Source organism: Streptomyces sp. URMC 126 (assembly GCF_051386555.1).
Classification (GTDB): Bacteria; Actinomycetota; Actinomycetes; order Streptomycetales; family Streptomycetaceae; genus Streptomyces.
The window spans coordinates 1-20,071 of the sequence record NZ_JBPQTX010000016.1 but is presented as its reverse complement, the minus strand read 5'-3'; the positions used below and the strand labels follow the sequence as shown (position 1 = coordinate 20,071).

General features: G+C 75.1%; 18 protein-coding genes. 7 read left to right on the top strand and 11 right to left on the bottom strand.

Annotated elements, in window-relative coordinates:
- The first annotated feature begins 37 nt into the window (after positions 1-37).
- Positions 38-568, top strand: a complete 531-nt coding sequence (locus ACSNOK_RS03810; RefSeq protein WP_436779103.1) for an Lrp/AsnC family transcriptional regulator — start codon at positions 38-40, stop codon at positions 566-568.
- A gap of 93 nt (positions 569-661) precedes the next feature.
- On the opposite strand, the gene ACSNOK_RS03805 is transcribed toward ACSNOK_RS03810, so the two are convergent.
- Genes ACSNOK_RS03805 through ACSNOK_RS03795 form a run of 3 tightly spaced genes read right to left on the bottom strand, consistent with a single transcriptional unit; the run spans position 662 to position 3,359 of the window.
- Positions 662-1,123 (bottom strand): hypothetical protein, encoded by a 462-nt coding sequence (locus ACSNOK_RS03805; protein WP_436779102.1) that lies wholly within the window; start codon positions 1,121-1,123, stop codon positions 662-664.
- A gap of 50 nt (positions 1,124-1,173) precedes the next feature.
- Entirely contained in the window at positions 1,174-2,715 is a 1,542-nt protein-coding gene (locus ACSNOK_RS03800; protein WP_436779101.1) for an MFS transporter, read from the bottom strand.
- Positions 2,712-3,359: a response regulator gene (locus tag ACSNOK_RS03795; protein ID WP_436779100.1), complete on the bottom strand. Its 648-nt coding sequence runs from the start codon at positions 3,357-3,359 to the stop codon at positions 2,712-2,714. Before ACSNOK_RS03795 ends, ACSNOK_RS03800 begins: the two co-directional genes overlap by 4 nt.
- A 248-nt stretch (positions 3,360-3,607) precedes the next feature.
- On the opposite strand from ACSNOK_RS03795, the gene ACSNOK_RS03790 reads away from it, so the two are divergent.
- Both ACSNOK_RS03790 and ACSNOK_RS03785 read left to right on the top strand, forming a co-directional pair.
- Positions 3,608-4,171, top strand: a complete 564-nt coding sequence (locus ACSNOK_RS03790) for a universal stress protein (RefSeq protein WP_436779099.1) — start codon at positions 3,608-3,610, stop codon at positions 4,169-4,171.
- Positions 4,172-4,365: 194 nt separating this feature from the next.
- Entirely contained in the window at positions 4,366-5,145 is a 780-nt protein-coding gene (locus ACSNOK_RS03785) for an alpha/beta fold hydrolase (RefSeq protein WP_436779098.1), read from the top strand.
- A 27-nt stretch (positions 5,146-5,172) separates the two neighbouring features.
- On the opposite strand, the gene ACSNOK_RS03780 is transcribed toward ACSNOK_RS03785, so the two are convergent.
- Positions 5,173-6,042 carry an arylamine N-acetyltransferase family protein gene (locus ACSNOK_RS03780; protein ID WP_436779097.1) on the bottom strand — a complete coding sequence of 290 codons (870 nt, stop codon included), beginning with the start codon at positions 6,040-6,042 and terminating at the stop codon, positions 5,173-5,175.
- 401 nt (positions 6,043-6,443) lie between these two features.
- Between ACSNOK_RS03780 and ACSNOK_RS03775 the strand changes: the two genes are divergently transcribed.
- Both ACSNOK_RS03775 and ACSNOK_RS03770 read left to right on the top strand, forming a co-directional pair.
- A complete protein-coding gene (locus ACSNOK_RS03775; RefSeq protein WP_436779096.1) occupies positions 6,444-7,019 on the top strand; it encodes a hypothetical protein in 576 nt (191 codons plus the stop codon).
- The gene (locus tag ACSNOK_RS03770) at positions 7,016-7,798 is read left to right on the top strand and encodes a dienelactone hydrolase family protein (RefSeq protein WP_436779095.1); all 783 of its coding nucleotides are present in this window, start codon (positions 7,016-7,018) and stop codon (positions 7,796-7,798) included. The genes ACSNOK_RS03775 and ACSNOK_RS03770 overlap by 4 nt, the downstream gene beginning before the upstream one ends.
- 9 nt (positions 7,799-7,807) lie before the next feature.
- Here the strand turns inward: ACSNOK_RS03770 and ACSNOK_RS03765 are convergent, their stop codons facing one another.
- The 3 genes from ACSNOK_RS03765 to ACSNOK_RS03755 form a co-directional block, all read right to left on the bottom strand.
- On the bottom strand, positions 7,808-8,713 hold the full coding sequence (locus ACSNOK_RS03765) for a DUF5995 family protein (RefSeq protein WP_436779094.1): 906 nt from the start codon (positions 8,711-8,713) through the stop codon (positions 7,808-7,810).
- A 91-nt stretch (positions 8,714-8,804) separates the two neighbouring features.
- Complete coding sequence (locus tag ACSNOK_RS03760) at positions 8,805-11,153, bottom strand: bifunctional lysylphosphatidylglycerol flippase/synthetase MprF (RefSeq protein ID WP_436779093.1); 2,349 nt, start codon at positions 11,151-11,153, stop codon at positions 8,805-8,807.
- Between the two features lie 142 nt (positions 11,154-11,295).
- Complete coding sequence (locus ACSNOK_RS03755) at positions 11,296-12,612, bottom strand: alpha/beta hydrolase (protein WP_436779092.1); 1,317 nt, start codon at positions 12,610-12,612, stop codon at positions 11,296-11,298.
- Positions 12,613-12,853: 241 nt separating this feature from the next.
- Between ACSNOK_RS03755 and ACSNOK_RS03750 the strand changes: the two genes are divergently transcribed.
- Together ACSNOK_RS03750 and ACSNOK_RS03745 are read left to right on the top strand one after the other, a co-directional pair.
- Positions 12,854-13,354 (top strand): hypothetical protein, encoded by a 501-nt coding sequence (locus tag ACSNOK_RS03750; protein WP_436779091.1) that lies wholly within the window; start codon positions 12,854-12,856, stop codon positions 13,352-13,354.
- 364 nt (positions 13,355-13,718) lie between these two features.
- Positions 13,719-15,866, top strand: a complete 2,148-nt coding sequence (locus ACSNOK_RS03745) for a hypothetical protein (RefSeq protein ID WP_436779090.1) — start codon at positions 13,719-13,721, stop codon at positions 15,864-15,866.
- Here the strand turns inward: ACSNOK_RS03745 and ACSNOK_RS03740 are convergent.
- The 4 genes from ACSNOK_RS03740 to ACSNOK_RS03725 all read right to left on the bottom strand — a co-directional run bounded on the left by ACSNOK_RS03740 (position 15,840) and on the right by ACSNOK_RS03725 (position 19,729).
- On the bottom strand, positions 15,840-16,733 hold the full coding sequence (locus ACSNOK_RS03740) for a helix-turn-helix domain-containing protein (RefSeq protein WP_436779089.1): 894 nt from the start codon (positions 16,731-16,733) through the stop codon (positions 15,840-15,842). The two genes, ACSNOK_RS03745 and ACSNOK_RS03740, sit on opposite strands and share 27 nt — an antisense overlap.
- Positions 16,734-17,237: 504 nt before the next feature.
- The gene (locus ACSNOK_RS03735; RefSeq protein ID WP_436779088.1) at positions 17,238-18,323 is read right to left on the bottom strand and encodes a TolB family protein; all 1,086 of its coding nucleotides are present in this window, start codon (positions 18,321-18,323) and stop codon (positions 17,238-17,240) included.
- A gap of 84 nt (positions 18,324-18,407) precedes the next feature.
- Positions 18,408-19,067: a pentapeptide repeat-containing protein gene (locus ACSNOK_RS03730; protein WP_436779087.1), complete on the bottom strand. Its 660-nt coding sequence runs from the start codon at positions 19,065-19,067 to the stop codon at positions 18,408-18,410.
- Positions 19,068-19,168: 101 nt separating this feature from the next.
- Positions 19,169-19,729 (bottom strand): hypothetical protein, encoded by a 561-nt coding sequence (locus tag ACSNOK_RS03725; protein WP_436779086.1) that lies wholly within the window; start codon positions 19,727-19,729, stop codon positions 19,169-19,171.
- Between the last annotated feature and the right edge of the window lie 342 nt (positions 19,730-20,071).

The following is a 20,071-nucleotide window of genomic DNA, read 5'->3' as shown; positions in this document are numbered from 1 at the left end:
GTGTTACCGTGACTGATCGTTTCCTGAAGGGGGAGTCATGGGAGATTCGGCCGTCCTGCCGAAAGAACCTCGGCATCCGCGCGCCGCCGCCAATGATTCGACGGTGGCCTTCGACGCGGTGGACCGGCGGCTGATCGGCCTCCTCCAGAGCGAGGGCCGGATCACCCTCAGTGAGCTGGGCCGCCGGGTGCGGCTGAGCCCGGCCGCGGTCGGCGAGCGGGTCCGGCGGCTGGAGAACGGCGGGGTCGTGACCGGGTACACGGCCGAGGTGTCGCCGGCGCGGCTGGGGTACGGCGTCCAGGCGTTCGTCCGGGTGAACCCGTACCCCGGTTACACGCTGCGCCACCCGGCGGTCACCGTGCTCACCGACCGTCCGGAGGTCCTGGAGGCGCATCACGTCGTCGGCGAGGACTGCTGGATCCTGAAGGTCGCGGTGGTGGACACCGGGCACCTGGAGGAAGTGCTGGAGCGTGTCTCGGCGTTCGGGCGGACGACGACGTCGGTGGTCCTGTCGTCGCCCGTCCCGCGCAAGGTGCTGCTGCCGGCCGAGCCGCGGCCGCTCTCCTGACCGAGCCCGCACGGCCTCCGGTGCCGTTCCGCCCTGAGCCCGGACGATCCCCGGCCCGCCGTTCCCGGTGTGGTCGAGGGAGCTGTGCGGACGTCAGCGGCTGCTGTTCCGCTCCTGCTCCGTCCGCCAGTACAGGACGAGGAAGAGCGCGAGCAGCAGGTCGTCGGGGAGCGCGTCCCCGTCGGCGCCCTCCAGCCGCACCACGTGCGGCCGGCTGCCGAGCTTGTCGTAGGAGATCTCCAGCGGCCCCACCGTCCGCACCCGGCTGCCGAGCTGGTCGTAGTCGAGCGCGTACGGGCCGATCCGCCGGAGCCTGCTGTTGAGCTTGTCGTAGGCCAGGTCCCAGGTGCCGACGGCGGTGGGCCGGCCGGTCCACTTGGTGTAGGCGATCTCGGCGGTGCCCACGCGGCGGAGCCGGGTGCCCATCGTGTCGTAGTCGAGCTCCCAGGGGCCGAGGCGGAGCGGGCGGCCGGCCCACTTGGCGTAGGTGATCTCGGCGGGGCCGATGTGCCGCAGGCGCGTCCCCAGCGTGTCGTAGTCGAGTGTGATCTCCATGGCTCCCTCTCCCGGCGTTCCGCCGCACCGCCACACCGCCGCTCCCCGGGTCAGTGCCCGCCCGTGACCTTGAACCCGCGCGGTACGAGCCACACGGTCAGGACGGTGACCGCGGCCACGATGCCCGCGGAGACGTACGCGGTGGTCGTCAGCGCGTCGTCGAAGGCGGCGCGCGCCGTCTCCAGCACCCGCCGGCCGGTCTCGCCGCCGGTGCGCCGGGCGATGTCGGCGGCTCCGCCGACCGAGCCGCGGGCCTCGTCCAGGTCGGCGCCGCGCAGCGGCAGCCCGGTCATCCGGCCGGTGAAGACGGCTCCGTGGATGCTGCCGAGCAGTGCCACGCCGAGGCCGACGCCGAGTTCGTAGGCGGTCTCCGAGACGGCGCCCGCCTGCCCGGCCCGGTGCGGCGGCACGGCGGAGACGAGCACGGACGCCGCCGCGGTCATCGCCAGCCCGTCGCCGAGGCCGAGCAGCGCCAGCACCCCGCCGACGACGGGGTAGTCGTTGGGCACGGGGGTCAGGGCGAGCAGCAGGAAACCCGCGACCAGCGCGCCGAGGCCGACGGCCAGGACCGTCCGGACCCCGGCCCGGTGCATGACCCAGGGTGACGCCAGCGAGCCGGCCAGCATGGCCCCGGCCGACGGCAGGGTGCGCAGCCCGGCCTGGGCGGGCGAATAGCCGTGGACGTACTGCAGCCACAGCGAGATCAGGAACAGCGCGGCGCCGATGGCGAGCATGGCCAGGAGGGTGGCCAGCGCGGCGGCCAGGAAGGGGCCGTTCCGGAACAGCCGTACGTCCAGCAGCGGATCGTGGGAGGCGAGCTGCCGCCGGGCGAAGAGGACGAGCAGCAGCACGCCCAGGAGCAGCACCGCCACGTCGGCGGGGGCGAGGCTGCCCTTGGCGACGTGCTTGACGCCCCAGGCGAGGGCCACGACGCCGGCGACCGAGAACAGGGCGCCGAGCCGGTCGAGCCGCCCGTGCTGGGGCACGCGGTACTCGGGGAGCAGGCGTACGCCCGCCGCCACGGTGACGACGACGATGGGGACGTTCACCCAGAACGCCGCCGACCAGCCGTACCGTTCGACGAGGAGCCCGCCGATGAGCGGCCCCAGGCAGGCGCCCGCGCCGGCCACCGCCGCCCAGACGCCGATGGCCAGCGCCCGCTCGCGGTCGTCGGTGAAGACGGCCCGGATGAGCGAGAGGGTCGACGGCATGACCATGGCGCCGCCGAGGCCGAGCAGCACCCGTCCGGTGATGAGCTGCCAGGAGCTGTCCGCCGTGGCGGCGACCACGGAGGCGAGGCCGAAGAGGACGAACCCCGTCAGGAACAGCCGTTTACGGCCGAAGCGGTCGCCGACCGCGCCGCTGGTGACCAGCAGGCCGCCGAGGACCAGACCGTAGATGTCGATGATCCAGAGCTGTTCGAGGGGGCCGGGCCGCAGATGGTCGACCAGCGACGGCAGGGCGACGTTGAGGATCGTGGCGTCCATCGCCACCAGCAGCAGGCTGGCGCACAGCACCGCGAGGACCGCCCAGCGGTCCGCTCGCTTCCCGGTCGCGGGCCCGGCGGCCCGGCGCGGGCGGGCGCCCGTCATTCGAGCAGGCCCCGGCGCATCGCCTCGGCGACGGCGGCGGCGCGGTCGGACACCCCGAGCTTCTCGTAGAGCCGCTGGGTGTGGGTCTTGACGGTGCTCGCGCCCAGGTAGAGCTCGCCGGCGAGCTGCGGGATGCTCTTGCCCTCCGCGAAGCCCCGCAGCACCTGCCGCTCGCGGTCGGAGAGGACGGTCTCGTCGCGGTCGGCGCGCAGCCGGATCTGGTCGACGAGGCCGTCCGAGAGGTCCTCGGAGACGACCTGTTTGCCCCGGGCGACCTTCAGCACGGCGTCCACGATCTCGGAGCGCTTGGCGTCCTTCGCCAGATAGCCGGCGGCGCCCTCCTGGACCGCCCGGTAGACGACCGCTCCGTCGGTGGTGGCGGACAGCAGCAGGACGCGGGTCGGCAGCCGGTCGCGGACGACGGCGTGCAGCACGGCGAGGCCGTCCAGCCCGGGGAGCCGGTAGTCGACCAGGGCCACCCGGGGCTCCAGCCGGCGGACGGCGTCGAGGGCCGCGGGCCCGTCCCCCACCTCGGCGACCGAGATCCGGCCGCTGAGCTGGAGGCCGCGGGTGATGCCCTCGCGGTAGACAGGATGGTCGTCGGCGACCACCACCGTCACCTGCGTACCGGAATCGGTCTCCATGGGCCCGCCACTTCCGTGCTCGCGGTCGCCACCGTCCGGGCCGTGGGCCCGGAGTGCCCCTTTCGTCCACCATAAGCGGGCCGCCGCCCTCCGGCCGCTCCGGGCGCCCGGCCGCGCCCCGGCCACCGATCGGAGGACCCTCCGCTCCCCCGCCCCGCCGCCCGGCCGGCGGACCCCGGGCCCGCGCACCGGACCGCAGGCTGGAGGGGAGACGAAGGAACGGCACGCGACGGAAGGAGTGAGCGGGCATGACGACGGACACGGTCGAGCGGGTGGTCGTCGGGGTGGACGGTTCGGCGGGCAGCGTGGCGGCCCTGCGGCAAGGGGCCCGGGAGGCCGCCCGGCACGGCGCGGTCCTCTGCCCGGTGTACGCGTGGGCGCCGCCCGGCGGCGAGGCGGCCGACGCGGTCAGCCCCGCCCCCGCGGACGTACGCGCCCACTGGCAGCGGGCGGCGGCGACGGTGGTCCGGCAGACCTGCGAGGCGGCGTTCGGCCCGGCCCCGCCGGGGACGGTCCTGCGCCCGCGCGCCGTCCGCGCCGCCCCGGGGCCCGCGCTGGTCGCCCTGGCCCACGACCCCGGCTCCCTGCTCGTCGTGGGCACGGGCGAGCACGGGCCGCTCCACCACGTCCTGCACGGCTCGGTGAGCCGCCACTGCCTCCGGCACGCCCGCTGCCCGGTCCTCGTCGTGCACCCCACCCCGGCGGACCACCGGGTCGCGCCGGTCCCGAACGGCAGGCCGCGCATGGACGCGCCGGTCCGACGGCCGGACGACGCGCCGGCGGGCCCGTCTCCCGTCGCGGCGGGCCGCTGAACGGGGTCACGGCCGGGACCGCGACCATCGGCGTCGGGCGGGGCGCGCCGGGGCGGCGTCGGGCGCCACACCGCCCGCCGGCGGCCGAGCCCGCCGGCACCCGGGCATCGCCGCCCTCCACATCCCCGTCTCCCCCCTGGGCCCCGGCGGCCCCCCGGCGCGGGCGCGCCGCCGGCGCGTGATCGACTGGCCTCATGCCGCATGCCATCGCCCCCGACGGGACCCGCCTCGCCCACCAGGTGCGGGGGTCCGGGCCCCCGCTCGTCCTGCTCGCCGGGCAGGCGAACTCCCACCGCTGGTGGGACGCCGTCCGCGCCGACTTCCATACGGCCCGCAGCACCGTGACCCTCGACTACCGGGGCACCGGCGACAGCGACAAGCCCGACAAGCCGTACGGCACCGAGGAGTTCGCCGACGACGTCGTGGCCGTCCTGGACGCGCTGGGCGTCGGACGGGCGGACGTCTACGGGACGTCGATGGGCGGCCGGGTCGCGCAGTGGGTGGCCGTCCGGCACCCGCACCGGGTGCGCCGGCTGGTCCTGGGCTGTACCTCCCCCGGCGTCCGGGGGGTGCCGGCCGGGCCGGAGGTCCGCGCGGCCCTCGCCGCCCCGGACCCGGCGGCGGCCGAACGCACCCTGCTGGACCTGATGTACACGCCCGCTTGGCGGGCCGCGCACCCCGGCCCGTACACCGTCCTCGGCGACCCCGCCATGCCGGGCCACGCCCGGCGGCGGCACCGCCTGGCGAGCGCGCGGCACGACGCCTGGGACGCCCTGCCGGACATCGCCGCGCCCACCCTGGTGGTGCACGGCACCGACGACCGGTTCAACCCCACCGCCAACGCGCACCTGCTGGCCGACCGGATCCCGGGCGCCCGCCTCCGGCTCCTCCCCGGCGCCCGGCACGCCTACTTCGAGGAGTTCCGCGCCGAGGCGAGCCCGCTGGTGCTCGACTTCCTGACCGCGCCGGAGTGACCGGAGCGAGCGGACGCGGCGGTCCGGTCAGGCGGTGTCGAACCGGGCGGCGAGCCGCGCGACGTCCTCGGGGGGAAGGGTGATGCCGAACTCCTCGGCCAGGCACGCCCCGAGTTCGTCGGCCTCCAGCTTGCGCTCGGTGCGGGAGCCGTCCGGGCGGAGGGTGGTCACGGCGGCGGCGTCGAGCGAGAGCTGCCGGTCGACGGCGAACCGCTGCGCGATCGGGCGCCGGACGAACGGGGAGCGGGGGTGGCTGGAGACGTAGTGGCTGCCGACGACGTAGTCGATGGTGTAGTGGGGGGCCAGGGTGAAGGTGTGGCGGTCGAGCCAGCCGTCGGAGCGGCGCTCGTGCAGCCACCAGTCGTCGATGCCCCGCTCCCCCGGACGCCGTTCCACCCGGAACCGCCGGCCTTCGAAGTCCGCCTCAACGCCGTCGGCCAGCTCGATCGGCTCCAGCGGGCCGGATCCGAAGCCGACGTCGCACAGCCAGGTCCGCCCGTCGTCCTCGGCCTCCACGGCCAGCAGGGCGTGGGTGGCGGGGAGGAGCTTGTCCGCGCCGAGCGTGACCCGGCCCAGCAGGCCGGTGAAGCGGAAACCGAGCCTTTCCAGCACGGCGGCGAACAGGACGACGTGCTCGAAGCAGTAGCCGCCGCGGCGTCGCCGCACCAGCTTGTCCTGGACCGACTCCACGTCCAGCGGGATCGGGTTCCCCAGCAGGACGTCGAAGTTCTCGAACGGGATCGAGGTGACGTGCGCCCGTTGCAGGGCCCGCAGCACCTCCCTGACCGGCCGGCGCTCCCCCGTGTACCCGACCCGCTCCAAGTAGGCGTCCAGGTCCAGCAGGCCGCCGTGCCATTCCCGGCCGTCCGTCGGCCGGCCGGTGTGCGGCGCGGTCATGACTCCACCCTTCCGGACCGTGGGGGTCCGCTGTCGTACGTGTCGGGACGCGTGCCGGTGGTCTGCGTTTCAACGACCGGTACACGTCCGACCCTACGTGCTGTGAGCTGCGGGAACATCCGCCGTCCGACCGGCCCGGGCGGGCTCCCGGCCCTAGGCGGGCCGTCCGCCCCGGGACGGACGGGCCCCGGGACCGGCCTACGACCGAAGTCCCATCCGCCCGGGGGACGGGGGACGGGGGACGACGGGGTCCCCCGTCCCGTCCACCGGTCGGCCGGGGCGCGCCGGGCGGGCCGCCGCCTAGCGTGGACGGCGTCGAGAGGAACGCGGCGTCACCGGCCTGGACAGGACACGACGCCGTACGGGACGCGCGGGAGCCGAGCGGCGAAGGAGGCGAGCTCATGACCGGGATCAGGATGCCGGCGGCGTGGACGGGGAAGACCGCGCGGAACTCCGCGGGCGCGCCCCGGCCGCACGTCCGGGACGGCACGGTCGCCCTCGTCGTGGCCGCCCTCGTGGTGCTGGAGGCGTCGGCCCTGCGCCTGGTGCCGGTGGCCGACTGGCCGCCGGCCACCCTGGCCCTGGGCGTCGCCCTGGCCACGGTCGCCGTGACGGTCCACACGCTGGGCCGCCGCTCCGCCCGCGTCCGCCGCGACCGCCGGCCCCCGGCCCCGGGCGGCGCCCTGTTCGACGCCGCCACCCGCGCCGGCTGCCCGCTGGACGCCCTCCGTCCCGGCCTGCCGCCGTCGGACCCGACGGCCGAGAACCGGCTCTGCGCGGCCTGGATCCTCGCCCACCGCGGACACGACGCGCTCTGGCTGAGCCGCCACCTCGATCTGCCGGAGGGGGTCGCGGACGCCCTCGTCCGCGCCGCCCGGGCGGACGCCGGGGACCCCGGCGGTACGGCCGCCGGCCGCCCTCCGGGCGAGCAACACGGTGGACCGCCGCGCCGGCGGGCTCCTACCATGCCCCGGTGATCGACAACTCAGGGGAAGCACGACTCGCCACCACCACCACGACACTCACCATTCCCACCCCGGACGGCCGGGCCGACGCGTTCGCCGTCTTTCCCGACGACGGCGCCCGGCACCCGGGAGTGCTGCTGTACACGGACGCCTTCGGCCCCCGGCCCGTGATCCGGGAGCTCGCCCGGGAGCTGGCCGGGCACGGGTACTACGTGCTCGTCCCGCACCTCTACTACCGGGAGGGCCCCGCGCCGGTGGCCGAACTGCCCGAGCACATCGGCGAGGAGGTCCGGCCGGCGCTCATCGCCCGGCTGATGCCGCTGGTCGAAGCGCAGACCCCCGAGCGGATCCTGCGCGACGCCGAGGCCTACCTCGCGTTCCTCACCGGGCGGCCCGAGGTGGACGCCGGTCCGGTCGGCGTGGTCGGCTACTGCTGGGGCGCGGCGCTGGCGCTGCGTACCGCCGCGGCCCATCCCGGCCGGGTGGCCGCCGTCGCCGGGTTCCACCCCGGCTTCCTGGTCACCGACGCGCCCGACAGCCCGCACCGGGTCCTATCCGAGCTGCCCGCGGAGGTCCATCTCGGTCTCGCCGAGGGCGACATGACGCCCGAGGCCGCCGCCGAGCTCGGCCGGGCCCTGGACGCCGCGGGGGCCGCCCACACCATCGAGGTCTACCCGGGCACGGTCCACGGCTTCACCATGGCCGACACGGAGGCCTTCGACCCCGCCGGGCTGCGGCGCCACTGGGACCGCCTGCTGCCGCTGCTCGGCCGCGCCCTGTCCGACGGCTGACGGCAGGCGCTACCGTCCGCCGCCTGTACCCCCGCCGCCCGTACCCTCGCCGCCCGCGCCCGCCCGCGTCCGGCAGTAGGCGTCGCGGCCCGAGCGGTAGCCCGGGGGCCCGGGGACGCTCAGCAGGACCGCCCAGTGCGCGGCGTTCGCCTCGATGGCCTCCTCGGCGCGCCGCCTGGCCGCCGGCCCGTCGGCGGCGGCCTGGGGGCGGGCGTTCTCCCAGGCGGTCTCGCGCCACAGGTGGAGCAGTTCGCGGGCGGTGTGCCGGGCGAGGGGGTTCCAGCGGGAGTCGCCGAGGGCGAGGAGGGGGTCGTAGCGCCGGGCGACGTCCTCGACGGCCGGCTGGTAGGCGCGGTCGAGGACGGCCTGGACGCGTTCGTAGTCCGGTTTGCGGGACGCGCCGCCGGGGGCGCGCGGCCCGAGCGCCGCCAGGACGTACGGCATGTCCCGCTGGATGTGGGCGTTCGACGCGAGGAGCACGTCCTGGCCCGCGTTGAGGTCGCCGGAGCGGGCGGCGTCGAAGGCGGCGCGCCAGGCGGCCGGGACCGGGCGGCCGGCCCGGTCCGCGTGGTAGGCGGCGAGATAGTGGTTGACGAAGCCGGTGTTGAGGCTGCCGCCCACCCACCGCGGCTCGTCGAACGCGCCCGCCCGGACGGCCGCCGCCAGCGACTCCTGCAGCCGCGTGTACACAGCGGCGAAGGGGGCCCGGTGGTCGCAGCCGAGGCCGTCGCGGAGCCGGCCGAGCACGCGGGCGGCCTCGTCCGCGCAGCCGGCCGGCGGCCCGGCGCAGTGGACCTCCCGCGGCACGCCGGCGGCCGGGGCCGCCCCGGCGGGTTCCGCCGCGACCGGGAAGAGCAGGAGCAGGACGGAGGCGGCGAGTCCCGCCGCCCGGCGTGTGGTGGTGGAACCCTTCATCACTCCCCCGGCCGTCATAGACGTCACGCCGGTCCAACGAGCGTGCCGGGCGCCGGTTGCGGGGGCGGGCGAACGGGTCCGCCGGGCCGGGCTAGGCCGAGAACCGCCGCATCAGCCGCACCCCCTGCGCGGGCGTCAGGTGCGGGAGGTACGCCCTGCCGATGGCGCGGGTGATGGCCGGGAGGGCCGCCGGGTCGGGGTAGGCCATGTACAGCGGCCGGTAGTGCGGCTGGAACTTGGCCTTGAAGTGCAGCAGGGAGCGGAAGCCGTAGACGGGTTCGAGCACCTTGCCCGCGTAGTCGAGCATCCGCTGGAGCGCCGCCGGGGGTTCCGCCGTGGCGGTACGGGCCAGCGGGGCGCCGGAGAGGCTCAGGAAGCGGGCGCCCTCCTCCTTGAAGCCGAGGGCGGCGGAGGCGATCAGGAACTCCATGGAGCCGCGGAAGCCGTTCGTCCGGCGGCGCATGAAGTCCAGGGTCCAGCCGACCGGCACACCGGCCGCGCCGCCGCCGTACACCGGCATCCAGCTGGTGACGCCGTGCACCGTCCGGTCGCCGTCCACGGCGATGAGGCAGCGGATGGCCGGGTCGTCGAGTTCGTCCAGGCCGCCGAGTGTGAAGCCCATCTCGGGCAGGCCCTTGTCCGCGACCCACTCCTCGCTGATGCCGCGGATCTGGTCGGTGAGCGCGACGGGGGCGTCGCGGTAGGACCACCACTCGGCGGTGACGCCCTCCTTGCCCGCCTTGTTGAGGGCGGTGCGGACGTCCTGCCACTTCTTCCCGGTGAAGGCGAGTTCCGGCAGCGGCACCACGGTGTCCTCGGCGACCTGCACCGACCGCCAGCCCAGCCGTTCGGCGGCGGCGCGGACTCCGTCGCCGACGCTGTAGAAGCAGGGGGTCCAGCCGCGTTCGTCGCAGAAGCGGGAGAACTCCTCGACGGCGGGCAGCCGCGCGTCGGGGGCGCCGAAGGGTTCGCCGGTGGTGAGGGCGACGGTGGCGATCACCCGGTAGGCGACGGCGGCCCGGCCGTCCCGGGTGAACCAGTAGTAGTTGCCGTCCCACGTCGTCAGGAAGGAGAGGGTGGAGCCGCCGTGCGCGACGAGGAGGTCCCTGGCCCGGACGGCGGCATCGGCGTCGGTGTGCAGCCGGGGCCGGCGGAGGGTGACGAGCAGCGCCGCCAGCGCGACGAGCCAGAAGAGCAGGCCGCAGTACTGGTAGAGGGCCTTGGCGGTGCCGCCGACGGGGACGGGCCAGGGGGCGAAGTAGCCGAGGAAGGCGGGCGGGAGGAACGCGGAGACCAGCCCGCCGAGGAGGGCGCCGGCGCCGGCCGGCGGATCGTACTGGTCGCGGACCGCGTATCCGAGGCCCAGGTAGGCGGCGCAGGTCAGCAGGAACGCCCCGCCGGTGACGGCGGCGAGCCCGCGGGTGGCGGTGCGCGGCAGCCGTAGGTCGAAGCGGTCGCGGGTGACCACGAGCAGGCCGAGCACCAGGACGGGGAGCAGCATCTGTTCGGCGAAGTACTGGACGAAGGCGGCGTGTTCGGCCGGTGCGGCGCCGTAGGTGCTGGGGTTGCCGAGGAAGTCGTGGAGCCAGTAGGCGAAGAGGGCGAGCCAGGCGAGGTGCAGCAGGACGGCGAGCGTCCAGGCGAGGCGCCGGCCGCGGCGCAGTCCTTCGGCGAGGACGAGCAGGATGACGGGGACGAGGACGGAGAGGGCGGCGGCCGGGGAGTCGTAGAAGTCGCGGAGGGCGTGGACGGCGTCGCAGTCGAGGGAGGACAGGGCGCAGGCGTCGGTGACGTCCTGGGCGTCGGGCCGGGTGGAGACGTAGACCTCGTTGAAGGTGCTGAAGGGGCCGCGGGCGTCCGGGGAGAGGGTGGCGATCATGGGGCCGATCGCGGAGGCGGCGACGACCAGCGCGACGAGCACCCGGGCCTCGGTGTGGGAGGCGGCCGGCCGGCGGGGGCCGGAGCGGCGGTGGAGGGCGGCGCCGACGGCGAATCCGACGACCGCGCCGCCGAGCCGCAGTACGCCCTGGAGGTGGCCGACGTACAACACCGTGACCAGGGCGAAGGCGACGATGCCGAGGCGGGTGCGGCGGCGCCAGAGGGCGGTGAGGCGGTGGCTGAGGACGCAGCCGACGGCGAGGGCGCCGACGGTCGGGGTGACGGTCAGGTCCTCGGTGAGGCTGTCGAGCCACTGTTCGCCCGCGGCGGAGCCCGCCTCGATGAGGGCGATGCCGAGGAGGGTGCCGAGGATCTGGCCGCCGAGCAGGGTTCCGGCGGTGCGGGCGACGCCGAGGCGGCGTTCCGCCGGGGTGACGAGGAGCAGGACGATGACGGTGGTGCCGAGGTAGCCGCCGAGCCCGGGGCACCAGAGCAGGGAACTGGCGGGGGTCCACCAGCGGCCTTCGGTGAGCGCGGGGACGCCGACGCCGACGGTCTCCAAGCGGTGCCGGCCGGGCCCGTCGCCGAGGGAGTGGGTGACGGCCCCGACGGTCCACAGGACGGCCAGGAAGGCCAGGGTGAAGGGGGCCCGTCGGATGGCGGCGAGGGTGCGTCCCGCGGTGATCCGCAGCCGGTCGCGGCGGTCATCGGATCAGGCCCGTCTGCCGGACGATCCAGGGCAGTTGGCGTTCCAGGCCGGGACGCCAGACCTGCCAGCTGTGGCCGCCGGGGAGTTCGACCCACTCGGCGCGCATGCCGGCGGCGACGGCGGCTTCGTACACCTTCCGCTGCTGCGGCCGGTAGGTGCCGTCGTCGCGGCCGGCGACGAAGGCGGCGCGGGTGCCGGGGAACCGCTCGCGGGCCATGACGTCGAGCGGGTTGACGCGGGCGAAGGCCGCCGCGTCACCGCCGAACGCCTCGTCGACGGTCTTCTTCCGGCTGCCGAGCGTGGGTTCCTCCTGGCCGGATACGTCGTTGAGGACGCCGTAGACGTGCGGCGCGTTGACACCGAGCTGAAGGGCGCAGGTGCCCCCGAAGGAGATCCCGGAGACCGCCCAGGAGGCGGGGGCGGGGGCGGTCTGGAGGTGGGCGCGGATCCAGGCGGGGACATCGGTGGCCAGGTAGGTCTGGACGCGGCCGAGCCGGGAGTCCAGGCAGAGGGTGTTGGCGAACTGGGAGCCCAGCGGGTCGACGACCACGACCACCGGGGCGAGCCCGCGGTGGGCGGCGGCGAAGGCGTTCATCATGTCGACCAGGCGGCCGGAGTTGATCCAGTCGTCCGGCGAGCCGGGCTGGCCGGCCATCAGGACGAGGACGGGCAGCAGGGGGCGGGGATCGGCCCGGTAGGCGGGCGGCAGGTAGACGTAGGCGTCGCGGGCGTGGAAGCCGGAGGCGGTGCCGGGGATGCCGGTGCGGGAGAGGGTGCCGTCGCTCGGCAGGTCCGGCGGGGGGTGCCACACCTCGTCGAGGGTCTTGCCGGGTGGTACGGAGAGGGTGGGGCGGGTGGTTCCGGTGGCGTCGGAGAGCTTCGTGGTCTTGGTGAGCCAGGTGTTGAGGGCGGAGCGGGCCGTCGGGTACTGGTCGAAGTGCCGGTTGATCTGCGAGGCGCCGAGAAGCACGACGAGCAGCCCGGCGAGCGCGGCGGGGGCCCAGTGGCGGGGCCGCAGCAGCGGCAGCCGGAAGAGGGTGAGGCAGACGCCGAGGACGGCCACGCCGGTCCAGACGACGACGTCGAACGGCAGGGGGTCGGGGAACGGCTGGATCCAGTCGTCGACGGCCGTCCTGAGCAGCCAGGTGAGCAGGGCGGCGAGGAGGACGGCGGCGGGGGCCCACCGGGTCCACCAGGTGCGCCGGCGGGAGGCGAGCAGCGCGGCCAGGGCGCAGAGGCCCAGGGTGAGGACGGCGACCGGAATCCATCCGCTCACCAGGGACCAGTCCAGTGGGCCTGCCGCGATCACCATGTCGGATGAAATGCTATCCGCGTACGCTTTCCCGACAACTCGGGGCGTTTCACCCGTTCGGTCTCGTATGAATACGGCTCGCCTCGGCGCGGGCGCGCGACTCGGCGGGCCGCGCGGGCGGTCCCGGACCCGCCCCTTCGAGACGGCCTGTAACCGCCTGGCGGCACAGGACGGGCGCGAACAGCCTGGGGAACGGTTCCGCGACACCTCGCGGACCTCCTTCTCCAGGAGGAAGACGACCATGATGGCGAGACGGAACAGGGAGACCACCCGGAGGACCGGCCGCCGAGGAGGGCGGGCGCTGTTCGGCGTCGCCTGCGCGTTCGGCCTGGCGGCGCTGACGCCGCTCCAGGCCCAGGCGGCCCCCATGCAGAGCGTGGGCTACGGCACGCTCCCCAACGAGGGCCTCTACCCCGGGAAGACCTCCTGCTCGGGGCAGTACCACCAGCCCAACGTGCCCGGAGGGGCGACGAAGACGGCGGTCTGGGCCGGGCGCACCATCACCCTGAGGTACTTCTACAGCCGCGGCTGCGGCTCGTACGCCCGCATAGACAACGCGCCGCGGGGCTGCGCCGCGCACAGCAACCGCCTGGCCGGTTCCAGCATCGTGTGGGTGCTCGAAACGGTCGATCCGGGTATCGACTACGCCTACACCAAGGTGATCAACAACCTCGACGGCCGGAAGAGCAAGGCGGTGCTGTTCTGCAACGATCAGCGCCTGGCCGAGACCGCCTGGTTCTAGACACCGCCTGGCGAGCGGCCACGCCGCGGCCGTCCCGCGAGACCGATCGACCAGCGCGCTCGCTCGCCGGCACCGTCGCGAACCGGGACGGCGACTTCCCCGCGCCGGCCGGAAGGCTCCTCCACGGGACCTTCCGGCCGGCGCCGCACGTCCGAAAACCTCCCCTCCGGCTGCCCGGCCTCTCGCGAAAGCCTTCCTTCCGGCCGCTTTCCCGACAGAATCACGGGGCACTGCCTGACCATCCGAACCGGCCGACGGGCCCGCGGCGTCGTGCCACGGCCCCCGGTCCGGCCGGCCGTTCGCATCGTCGGACCGACCGACCGATCCCGACACACCAGGGGGGAACGTGCATCGCATGCGGGGCATGAGCCGAAGAGGACTGCTACGGACGGGACTGGCCGCCGGCGGCGCGGCCTGGGCGGCGCACGCGCTGCCGGGGACGGCGTCGGCGGCGCCGAGCGCCGCGTCCCCGGCGAGGGTGGACTCCGCGCCCTGGGCCCCGGCGGCCGTGCGCCAGGGGGCGTTCCCGGAGTGGGCCCGGTACGCCCGGGTGGCGGACGGCACCTTCGACGAGGACGCCGACCCGGTCCGCGACATGAAGCCGGTGATCAACGCCCTCAAGGCGCAGAACGTCAGCGTGATCGAGCTGGACACCATCCTGTCGAACTGGCTCACCCAGGCCGAGTTCGACTTCCACGTCAAGCAGGTCGGCCGGTTCACCGAGCTGGCGCACGCCGCCGGGATCCGGGTGGTCATGTACTACCCGTCGCTGGAGCTGATCAGCGTCGGCGGCGAGAAGGGCCGCTCGTTCTACAAGAACGACCACGGCAAGGACTGGGTGCAGCTCTCCCTCGACGGGCAGCCGAACGTCTTCTACGGCAGCCTGGTCGTCTGGGTGGACCCGGGCGACGAGAGCTGCTGGCTGAGCCCCAACTCCCCCTGGCGCGACTACTACCTGGCCCGGGTCAAGGCCCTGGCCGGCTCGGGCCTGGACGCGATCTGGCCGGACGTGCCCATCTACTTCGACGGCAAGGCCAGCTGGTGCGACGCCTCGCCGTGGGCCGCGGCGGCCTTCAAGGCCGACACCGGGCTGCCGCTGCCGAAGAAGGCCGACTTCGGGGACACCACGTTCCGCCGGTTCGTCGAGTGGCGCCACCGCAACCTCCTCCAGTGGCAGCTCGACATCGCCGCCGCGGGCAAGTCGGCCAACAAGGACCTGGTCACCTTCGTCGAGACGGTGAGCATGGACTACCAGTACGCCACCTCCATCGGCCTGGACGGCGCGTACCTGCGGCAGGCCGAGGGCGTCAGCCACGCCTGGGAGGTGGACATCCTCGGCAACTACGACGGCATGCGGCACGCCACCGCGTCCGACTGGACCTGTCTGATCTCCATGTACAAGTACGCCCGCGCGGCCGGCGGCACCAAGCCTGCCTGGGCGTTCTCGTACGGCTGGAAGGCCGACGACGCCTCGCTGGTGATGGCCGAGCTGCTGGCGGCCGGCTGCAACCCGTACGAGGTGAAGAGCCCGTTCAAGAACGAGACGACCGACGCGAAGATGCGGACCCGGATGTACGGGTTCGTGGCGGCGCACCAGCAGCGGCTCTACGACGCGGTCCCGGCCGCCGAGGTCGGCGTCTACCACTCCACCGCCTCCCGGGACTACGTCAGCCCCTCGGCCGGCACCGGCATGTACGTCAACGCCAAGAAGCCGTCCGGGGTCAAGGAGTGGTGGAGCGAGGGCACGCCGGAGGACAGCTGCACCACGATGCCGTGGCTCGGGGAGTTCCGGGGCACGGTCAAGGCGCTGGTGTACGGGCACGTGCCGTTCGACACCGTGCCGAGCGTGGGGGTGACGGCGGCGGACCTGGCCCGGTTCAAGGTGCTGATGCTGCCGAACCTCCAGGCCGTCTCGGACGCCGAGGCGGAGGTGCTGCGCGGCTGGGTGGCGACCGGCGGCACGGCGGTGATCACGGGTCCGGCGCCCACCGCGCTCACCGAACTGGGGGCGGCACGGGACGAGTTCGCCCTCGCCGACGTGCTCGGCTTCCGTAAGCGGGACCCCCTCCCGGCCACTCGGGTGAACCGTTTCGGCGCCGGGACCTGCCACTACGTCAAGGACCTGCCCGGCCGGGCGTTCCTGTCGGCCGCCGGGCAGGCCGACCCCGGCCCGCTCCTGGCGCCGGTCCTCGCGGCGGCCCCGCCGGCGGTCACGTTCGACGGCGACCGGCGCGTCCACCTGGAGCTGAGCCGGCTCGGCGACGACATCGTCGTCCAGCTGGTCAACTTCACCTGCTTCGGCGACAAGCCGGCCGCCTTCGCCGTGAAGCCGGCCGCCTGCTCCGTGACCGTCGCCGTGCCGGAGGGCAAGAAGGTGACGGCCGCCGCGGTGAGCTCCCCGGACGCGGCCTCGCCGGAGCCCCGGCCGGTGACCTGGACGACGTCCGGTTCGACGGCCACCGTCGCGCTCACGGTGGCGCAGTACTCACTGCTGACCGTCACCCTGGCCTGACGGGCACTCCACCCGGGCCAGGTCCCGCAGGACCGCGGCGGAGGGCGACCCCTCCGCCGCGGTGTAGGCCACCATGATCTCCTCCGGGTTGTCGGTGAGCTGGAAGGTCTCCCAGGAGAGCTCCAGCACCGCCCCGGCCGCCGGGCAGCGCAGCCGGCAGGTGGCGTGGGTGATGTCGAGGACCGGCAGTTCGGACCAGATCCGGTCGAAGTCCGCGCTGGCGGACCGCAGTTCGGCGACGTGCCGGGCCAGCTCCGCGTCGTGCGGCCACCGGCCCGTCACGGAGCGCAGATAGGCCACCGTCTCATGGGCCTTGGCCTCCCAGTCGAGGTAGAGGATCCTGGCCCGCGGGTCGGTGAAGACGATCCAGCCGATCGTCCGCCGTTCCGCCGGGATCTCCGCGAAGTCGACGAACACCCGGGTCGCCAGGTGATTCCAGGCGAGGATGGCGCCGTCGCGTCCGACGAGGTAGGCGGGGCTGCCGTCCAGGGTGTCGAGCAGCCGCCGGACGCTCGCCCGCACCCGCGGCCCGGCGGCGCCGGCCCCCGGTCCGTCGGCCGGCACCGGCCCCCAGGGCGCCGGGTCGTGGCGGTCCGGCCGTGCCAGGTCGCGCAGGTACCGCCGTTCGCCGGGGCTGAGCCGCAGCGCGTCGGCGACGGCGTGCAGCACGGCGTCGGAGACCAGCGACGCGTTGCCGCGTTCCAGCCGGATGTAGTGGTCGACGCTCACCGCGGCCAGCGCGGCCACCTCCTCGCGCCGCAGGCCGGGCACGCGGCGCGCGCCGTGCGCGGGCAGTCCCACGTCGTCGGGGTTCAGCCGGGTGCGGCGGGAGACGAGGAAGTCCCGGAGAGCGATCTTGGCGTCCACTCCCGCATTCTCCGCAGCCGCCGGTGTCGCGGGGCAGTCGGCAACCGGCCACTTTCCGGCGTCTCCCGCCGCCGTGCCAAGCCCGCTGCCAGGGCGAGTCCTGCCCTCCCTCGCGGGGCGCCGGGGCGGGATGCTGGTTCCGCTTTCCCCGGACGCTCCGGGGTCGGCAGGCACCGGGTCCGGTCCGCGCCGGATCCTTCGCGTCCCGGGACCCCGTACGTCCGGTGCCGGGCCGTGGGCCCGGCGGGCCCGACCGCACCGCGCACGGCCTCGCGCGGGGCGGATCCGGGAACGCCGGGAACGGCCCCACGGCCCGGCACCGGTCCACCCGTACCAAGCGCCGGCCGACCGCACCCCGGAATAGATCGGTCCACGTTCCACGTCCAGCGAAGGAGCGAACCGCCATGGCACCTCCGAAGACGCATACGGGCACCCGTCGCCCCGCCGGCCGGCGGCGGCGCACCGCGCGGCGGGCCGGGCCCGGTCCCCCGGACCGCTCCCGGCTCAGCGGCGCGGCGCCGGGACGCGCCACAGGGCGGACGGCCGGTCCTCGCCGCCCGGATGGGACTCGAACGCGATCCACTTGCCGTCCGGCGACCAGCTCGGGGCGCCGTCGTACGAGGTGTCGTGACGGGTGACGCGGACCGGCCGTCCGCCGGTCACCGGGACCGCGAAGATCTGCGGCAGGTCCAGCCCGCCGGCGGTGGAGGAGAACACCACCCACTTCCCGTCGGGCGACCAGCTGGGGTCGGTGTGCTCCCCCTCGCCCCGGACGGGCAGTTCGCGGAGCCCGCCGCCGTCCGCGTCCATGACGTACAGGCGCCACTCGTCGGTGCCCTCCCGGCGGCGCTGGAAGACCAGCCGGTCTCCGGCGGGCGACCAGTTGGGCTGCCGGTTGTCGGTCCGGGTGGCCGGTCCGTCGACGAGCTTGGTGCGCCCGGTGCCGTCCCGCCGGACCTTCCATAGGGAGCCGTCGCCGCCGGTGCCGTCCTCGCTCTCGGTGCTCTCCTGGCTCTCCTGCCCCTCTTGGCTCTCCCGGCTCTCCTGGAAGGCGATCCACCGGCCGTCCGGGGAGAAGCTGGGTTCCAGGTAGCCGGTGTCGTCGTCGTGTTCCGTCACCCGCTCGGGCCGGCCCCCGGGCCGGAGCACCCACACCTCGTCACGTCCCGCGCGGTCGGAGGCGAAGACGACGCCGGCGGACGGGTTCCAGCTCGTCCCCGGCAGGTTGACGGCGGCCCGGTCCGACTCGTCCAGCAGGGTCCGGGGCGCCTGCCGCCGGGCGCCGCCGAGGGGGAGCGTGCGCAGGGCGGCGGCGCCGGCGTTGTAGCCGTCGTGGAAGACGGTGAAGAGGAGGGACGTGCCGTCCGGCGAGAAGGCCGGATTCTGCGCGCTGGCCCGGCCGGCGGGGCGGTGGAGGAGCTCGGCGCCGTCGCGGCGGGTCTCCGGGCGCGGGCCGGCGGACCGTGGGGGACGGGGGTCCTCACGGTCGCCGGGACCCGAACCGGAGTCCGAGCCGGAGTCGGAGCCCGCTTCGCAGGCCGTCAGCAGGACGGCGGCGGCGAGCAGGGCGGTGAGCGGACGGCTGCGCACCGGGCCGACGCTAGCGCAGGGGGCCGGCCCGGGACCGGCGGAGGACGGGTTGTCCCGGTTCGCGGCCTTTCCCGCGCGGCCGGGTCAGCCGTCCTCGACCGTGAGGCCGATGTGCGCGGCCAGGGCGGGGGCCAGATCGAAGAGCTGCGGCGTGCTGACCGTGGCGCCGCCCAGGTCGCCCAGCCCGGCGGCGATGCCCAGCGCGGTGGCCTCGCGCAAGTCGACCTTGGTCAGGCGGGCCTTCTCGAACCGGGCCCCGTCCAGGGTGGAACCGGGGAAGTGGACGTCCGTCAGGATCGCCCCGCCGAAGTCGACGTCCCGCAGCAGGCAGTCGACGAACGCCACCTCGCGCAGGGTGGCCGCGCGGAAGTTGACCGAGTCGAGTTTGCACTGGCGGAAGACGACGCGGCGCAGCTCGGCGCCGTGGGCCTCGGCCCCGGCGAGGACGCCGGCGGTGAGCTCGCCGTCCAGCCAGGTGGTGTCGGCCAGGTCGGTGCCGACCATGCGGACGGCGTGCAGCCACACGTCGTCGAAGCGCGAACGCCGGAAGCTGCCGCGCTGGAAGACCGCCGAGGAGAACGCCACCTCGCTGAAGAGCGAGCGGCCGGCCTCCGCGTCCTCGAAGGCGGAGCCGTCGAAGTGGAGCCGCTCGTAGGCGCCGGCCCGTTCCAACGGGCCCGTGAAGGGCTCCAGGCCGTGGGCATAGGGCAGTTGCGTCAGCTCTCGGGGCTTGGGGATGCGCATGCGCCGCACACTACGTGCCGCGCGGTCGGCCCGGTGGCGTCGGGGTCCGTCCGGGCCGCGCACTCGCCGGGGCGTCCGGGGAGCGGCGGCTCCGCGCTCCGTCAGGCTCCGCCGCCGCCGAGCGCCGACAGTACGACGCCGAGGAGCTGCTGGAGGTCGCCCAGGAGCTTGCTCACGTCGGCGGCCACGCCGAGGATGTTGGCCGCCGCCAGGTCCATGAGGAGCTGGTTGAGGTCCTTGACGAGCTGGTCCACCACCTTCTGGACGTCCGCGACGACGTCCCGCTGGACGGCGGCGCCCGGCTGGCCCGGCTGGCCCGGCTGCGGTGCCTGCTGGGACGTCTGCGGCTGCTGGGACGGCTGTGCGTGCGACTTGACGGAGGCACGCAGCCGCGAGGCCTGCTCGGTGAGCTGGCGCTGCATCTCCCGCAGCTTGGCGAGGTCCGGCTTGGCCGCCTGGGCCTCCTTGCCGATCCGGGCGCCCAGCGAAAGGATGTCGCCCAGGCTTCCGACCGTGGTCAGCCGGTCGGCGGTGTCCTGCGCGGGCACCGACGCCGCGGGGCGCTCCGGCGCCGGGTCCGCCGCGAGGGCCGGTCCGGCCACGGCCAGGGCCAGCGAGCAGCAGGCCGCTAGGGCGGTGGTGGTCGTTCTGCTGATGCGCATGCGGGCAACTCCCTCCAGGAACGTCCCTCAAGGGGACGAGGCCCACGGTGTGCCGCCGGGACGGGGGCCGCAACCCGTCGCCGGGCGGGCGCCGGTGCCGCCCGTCCTTGTGCGCGCCTTGTCCGACCTGCGCTTTCGCCGGGCTCGGCGGTCCATCCGGAGGACGGACGGGCGTGCGGCCGATAGGGTTGCCCAGTCCCGCCCTCTCACCGGCGGGGCCTGGGCGGCAGTCCCGGGAAACGGCGCAGCGGAGGCGCCCCTCCCGGGGGGGACGGACCGGCGCACCCCCACCCCCGGTGCACAATCGTCACGTGCCCCGAAACACCATCACCCCCACCACCC

What these genes read in the sequence shown, in the direction of transcription:
- ACSNOK_RS03755 (WP_436779092.1), bottom strand. Translation starts at nt 12,612, where the DNA reads ATGGTGATCGCGGCAGGCCCACTGGACTGGTCCCTGGTGAGCGGATGG.
- ACSNOK_RS03805 (WP_436779102.1), bottom strand. Translation starts at nt 1,123, where the DNA reads ATGGAGATCACACTCGACTACGACACGCTGGGGACGCGCCTGCGGCAC.
- ACSNOK_RS03775 (WP_436779096.1), top strand. Translation starts at nt 6,444, where the DNA reads ATGACCGGGATCAGGATGCCGGCGGCGTGGACGGGGAAGACCGCGCGG.
- ACSNOK_RS03785 (WP_436779098.1), top strand. Translation starts at nt 4,366, where the DNA reads ATGCCGCATGCCATCGCCCCCGACGGGACCCGCCTCGCCCACCAGGTG.
- ACSNOK_RS03810 (WP_436779103.1), top strand. Translation starts at nt 38, where the DNA reads ATGGGAGATTCGGCCGTCCTGCCGAAAGAACCTCGGCATCCGCGCGCC.
- ACSNOK_RS03725 (WP_436779086.1), bottom strand. Translation starts at nt 19,729, where the DNA reads ATGCGCATCAGCAGAACGACCACCACCGCCCTAGCGGCCTGCTGCTCG.
- ACSNOK_RS03765 (WP_436779094.1), bottom strand. Translation starts at nt 8,713, where the DNA reads ATGAAGGGTTCCACCACCACACGCCGGGCGGCGGGACTCGCCGCCTCC.
- ACSNOK_RS03745 (WP_436779090.1), top strand. Translation starts at nt 13,719, where the DNA reads ATGAGCCGAAGAGGACTGCTACGGACGGGACTGGCCGCCGGCGGCGCG.
- ACSNOK_RS03750 (WP_436779091.1), top strand. Translation starts at nt 12,854, where the DNA reads ATGATGGCGAGACGGAACAGGGAGACCACCCGGAGGACCGGCCGCCGA.
- ACSNOK_RS03790 (WP_436779099.1), top strand. Translation starts at nt 3,608, where the DNA reads ATGACGACGGACACGGTCGAGCGGGTGGTCGTCGGGGTGGACGGTTCG.
- ACSNOK_RS03730 (WP_436779087.1), bottom strand. Translation starts at nt 19,067, where the DNA reads ATGCGCATCCCCAAGCCCCGAGAGCTGACGCAACTGCCCTATGCCCAC.
- ACSNOK_RS03780 (WP_436779097.1), bottom strand. Translation starts at nt 6,042, where the DNA reads ATGACCGCGCCGCACACCGGCCGGCCGACGGACGGCCGGGAATGGCAC.
- ACSNOK_RS03800 (WP_436779101.1), bottom strand. Translation starts at nt 2,715, where the DNA reads ATGACGGGCGCCCGCCCGCGCCGGGCCGCCGGGCCCGCGACCGGGAAG.
- ACSNOK_RS03795 (WP_436779100.1), bottom strand. Translation starts at nt 3,359, where the DNA reads ATGGAGACCGATTCCGGTACGCAGGTGACGGTGGTGGTCGCCGACGAC.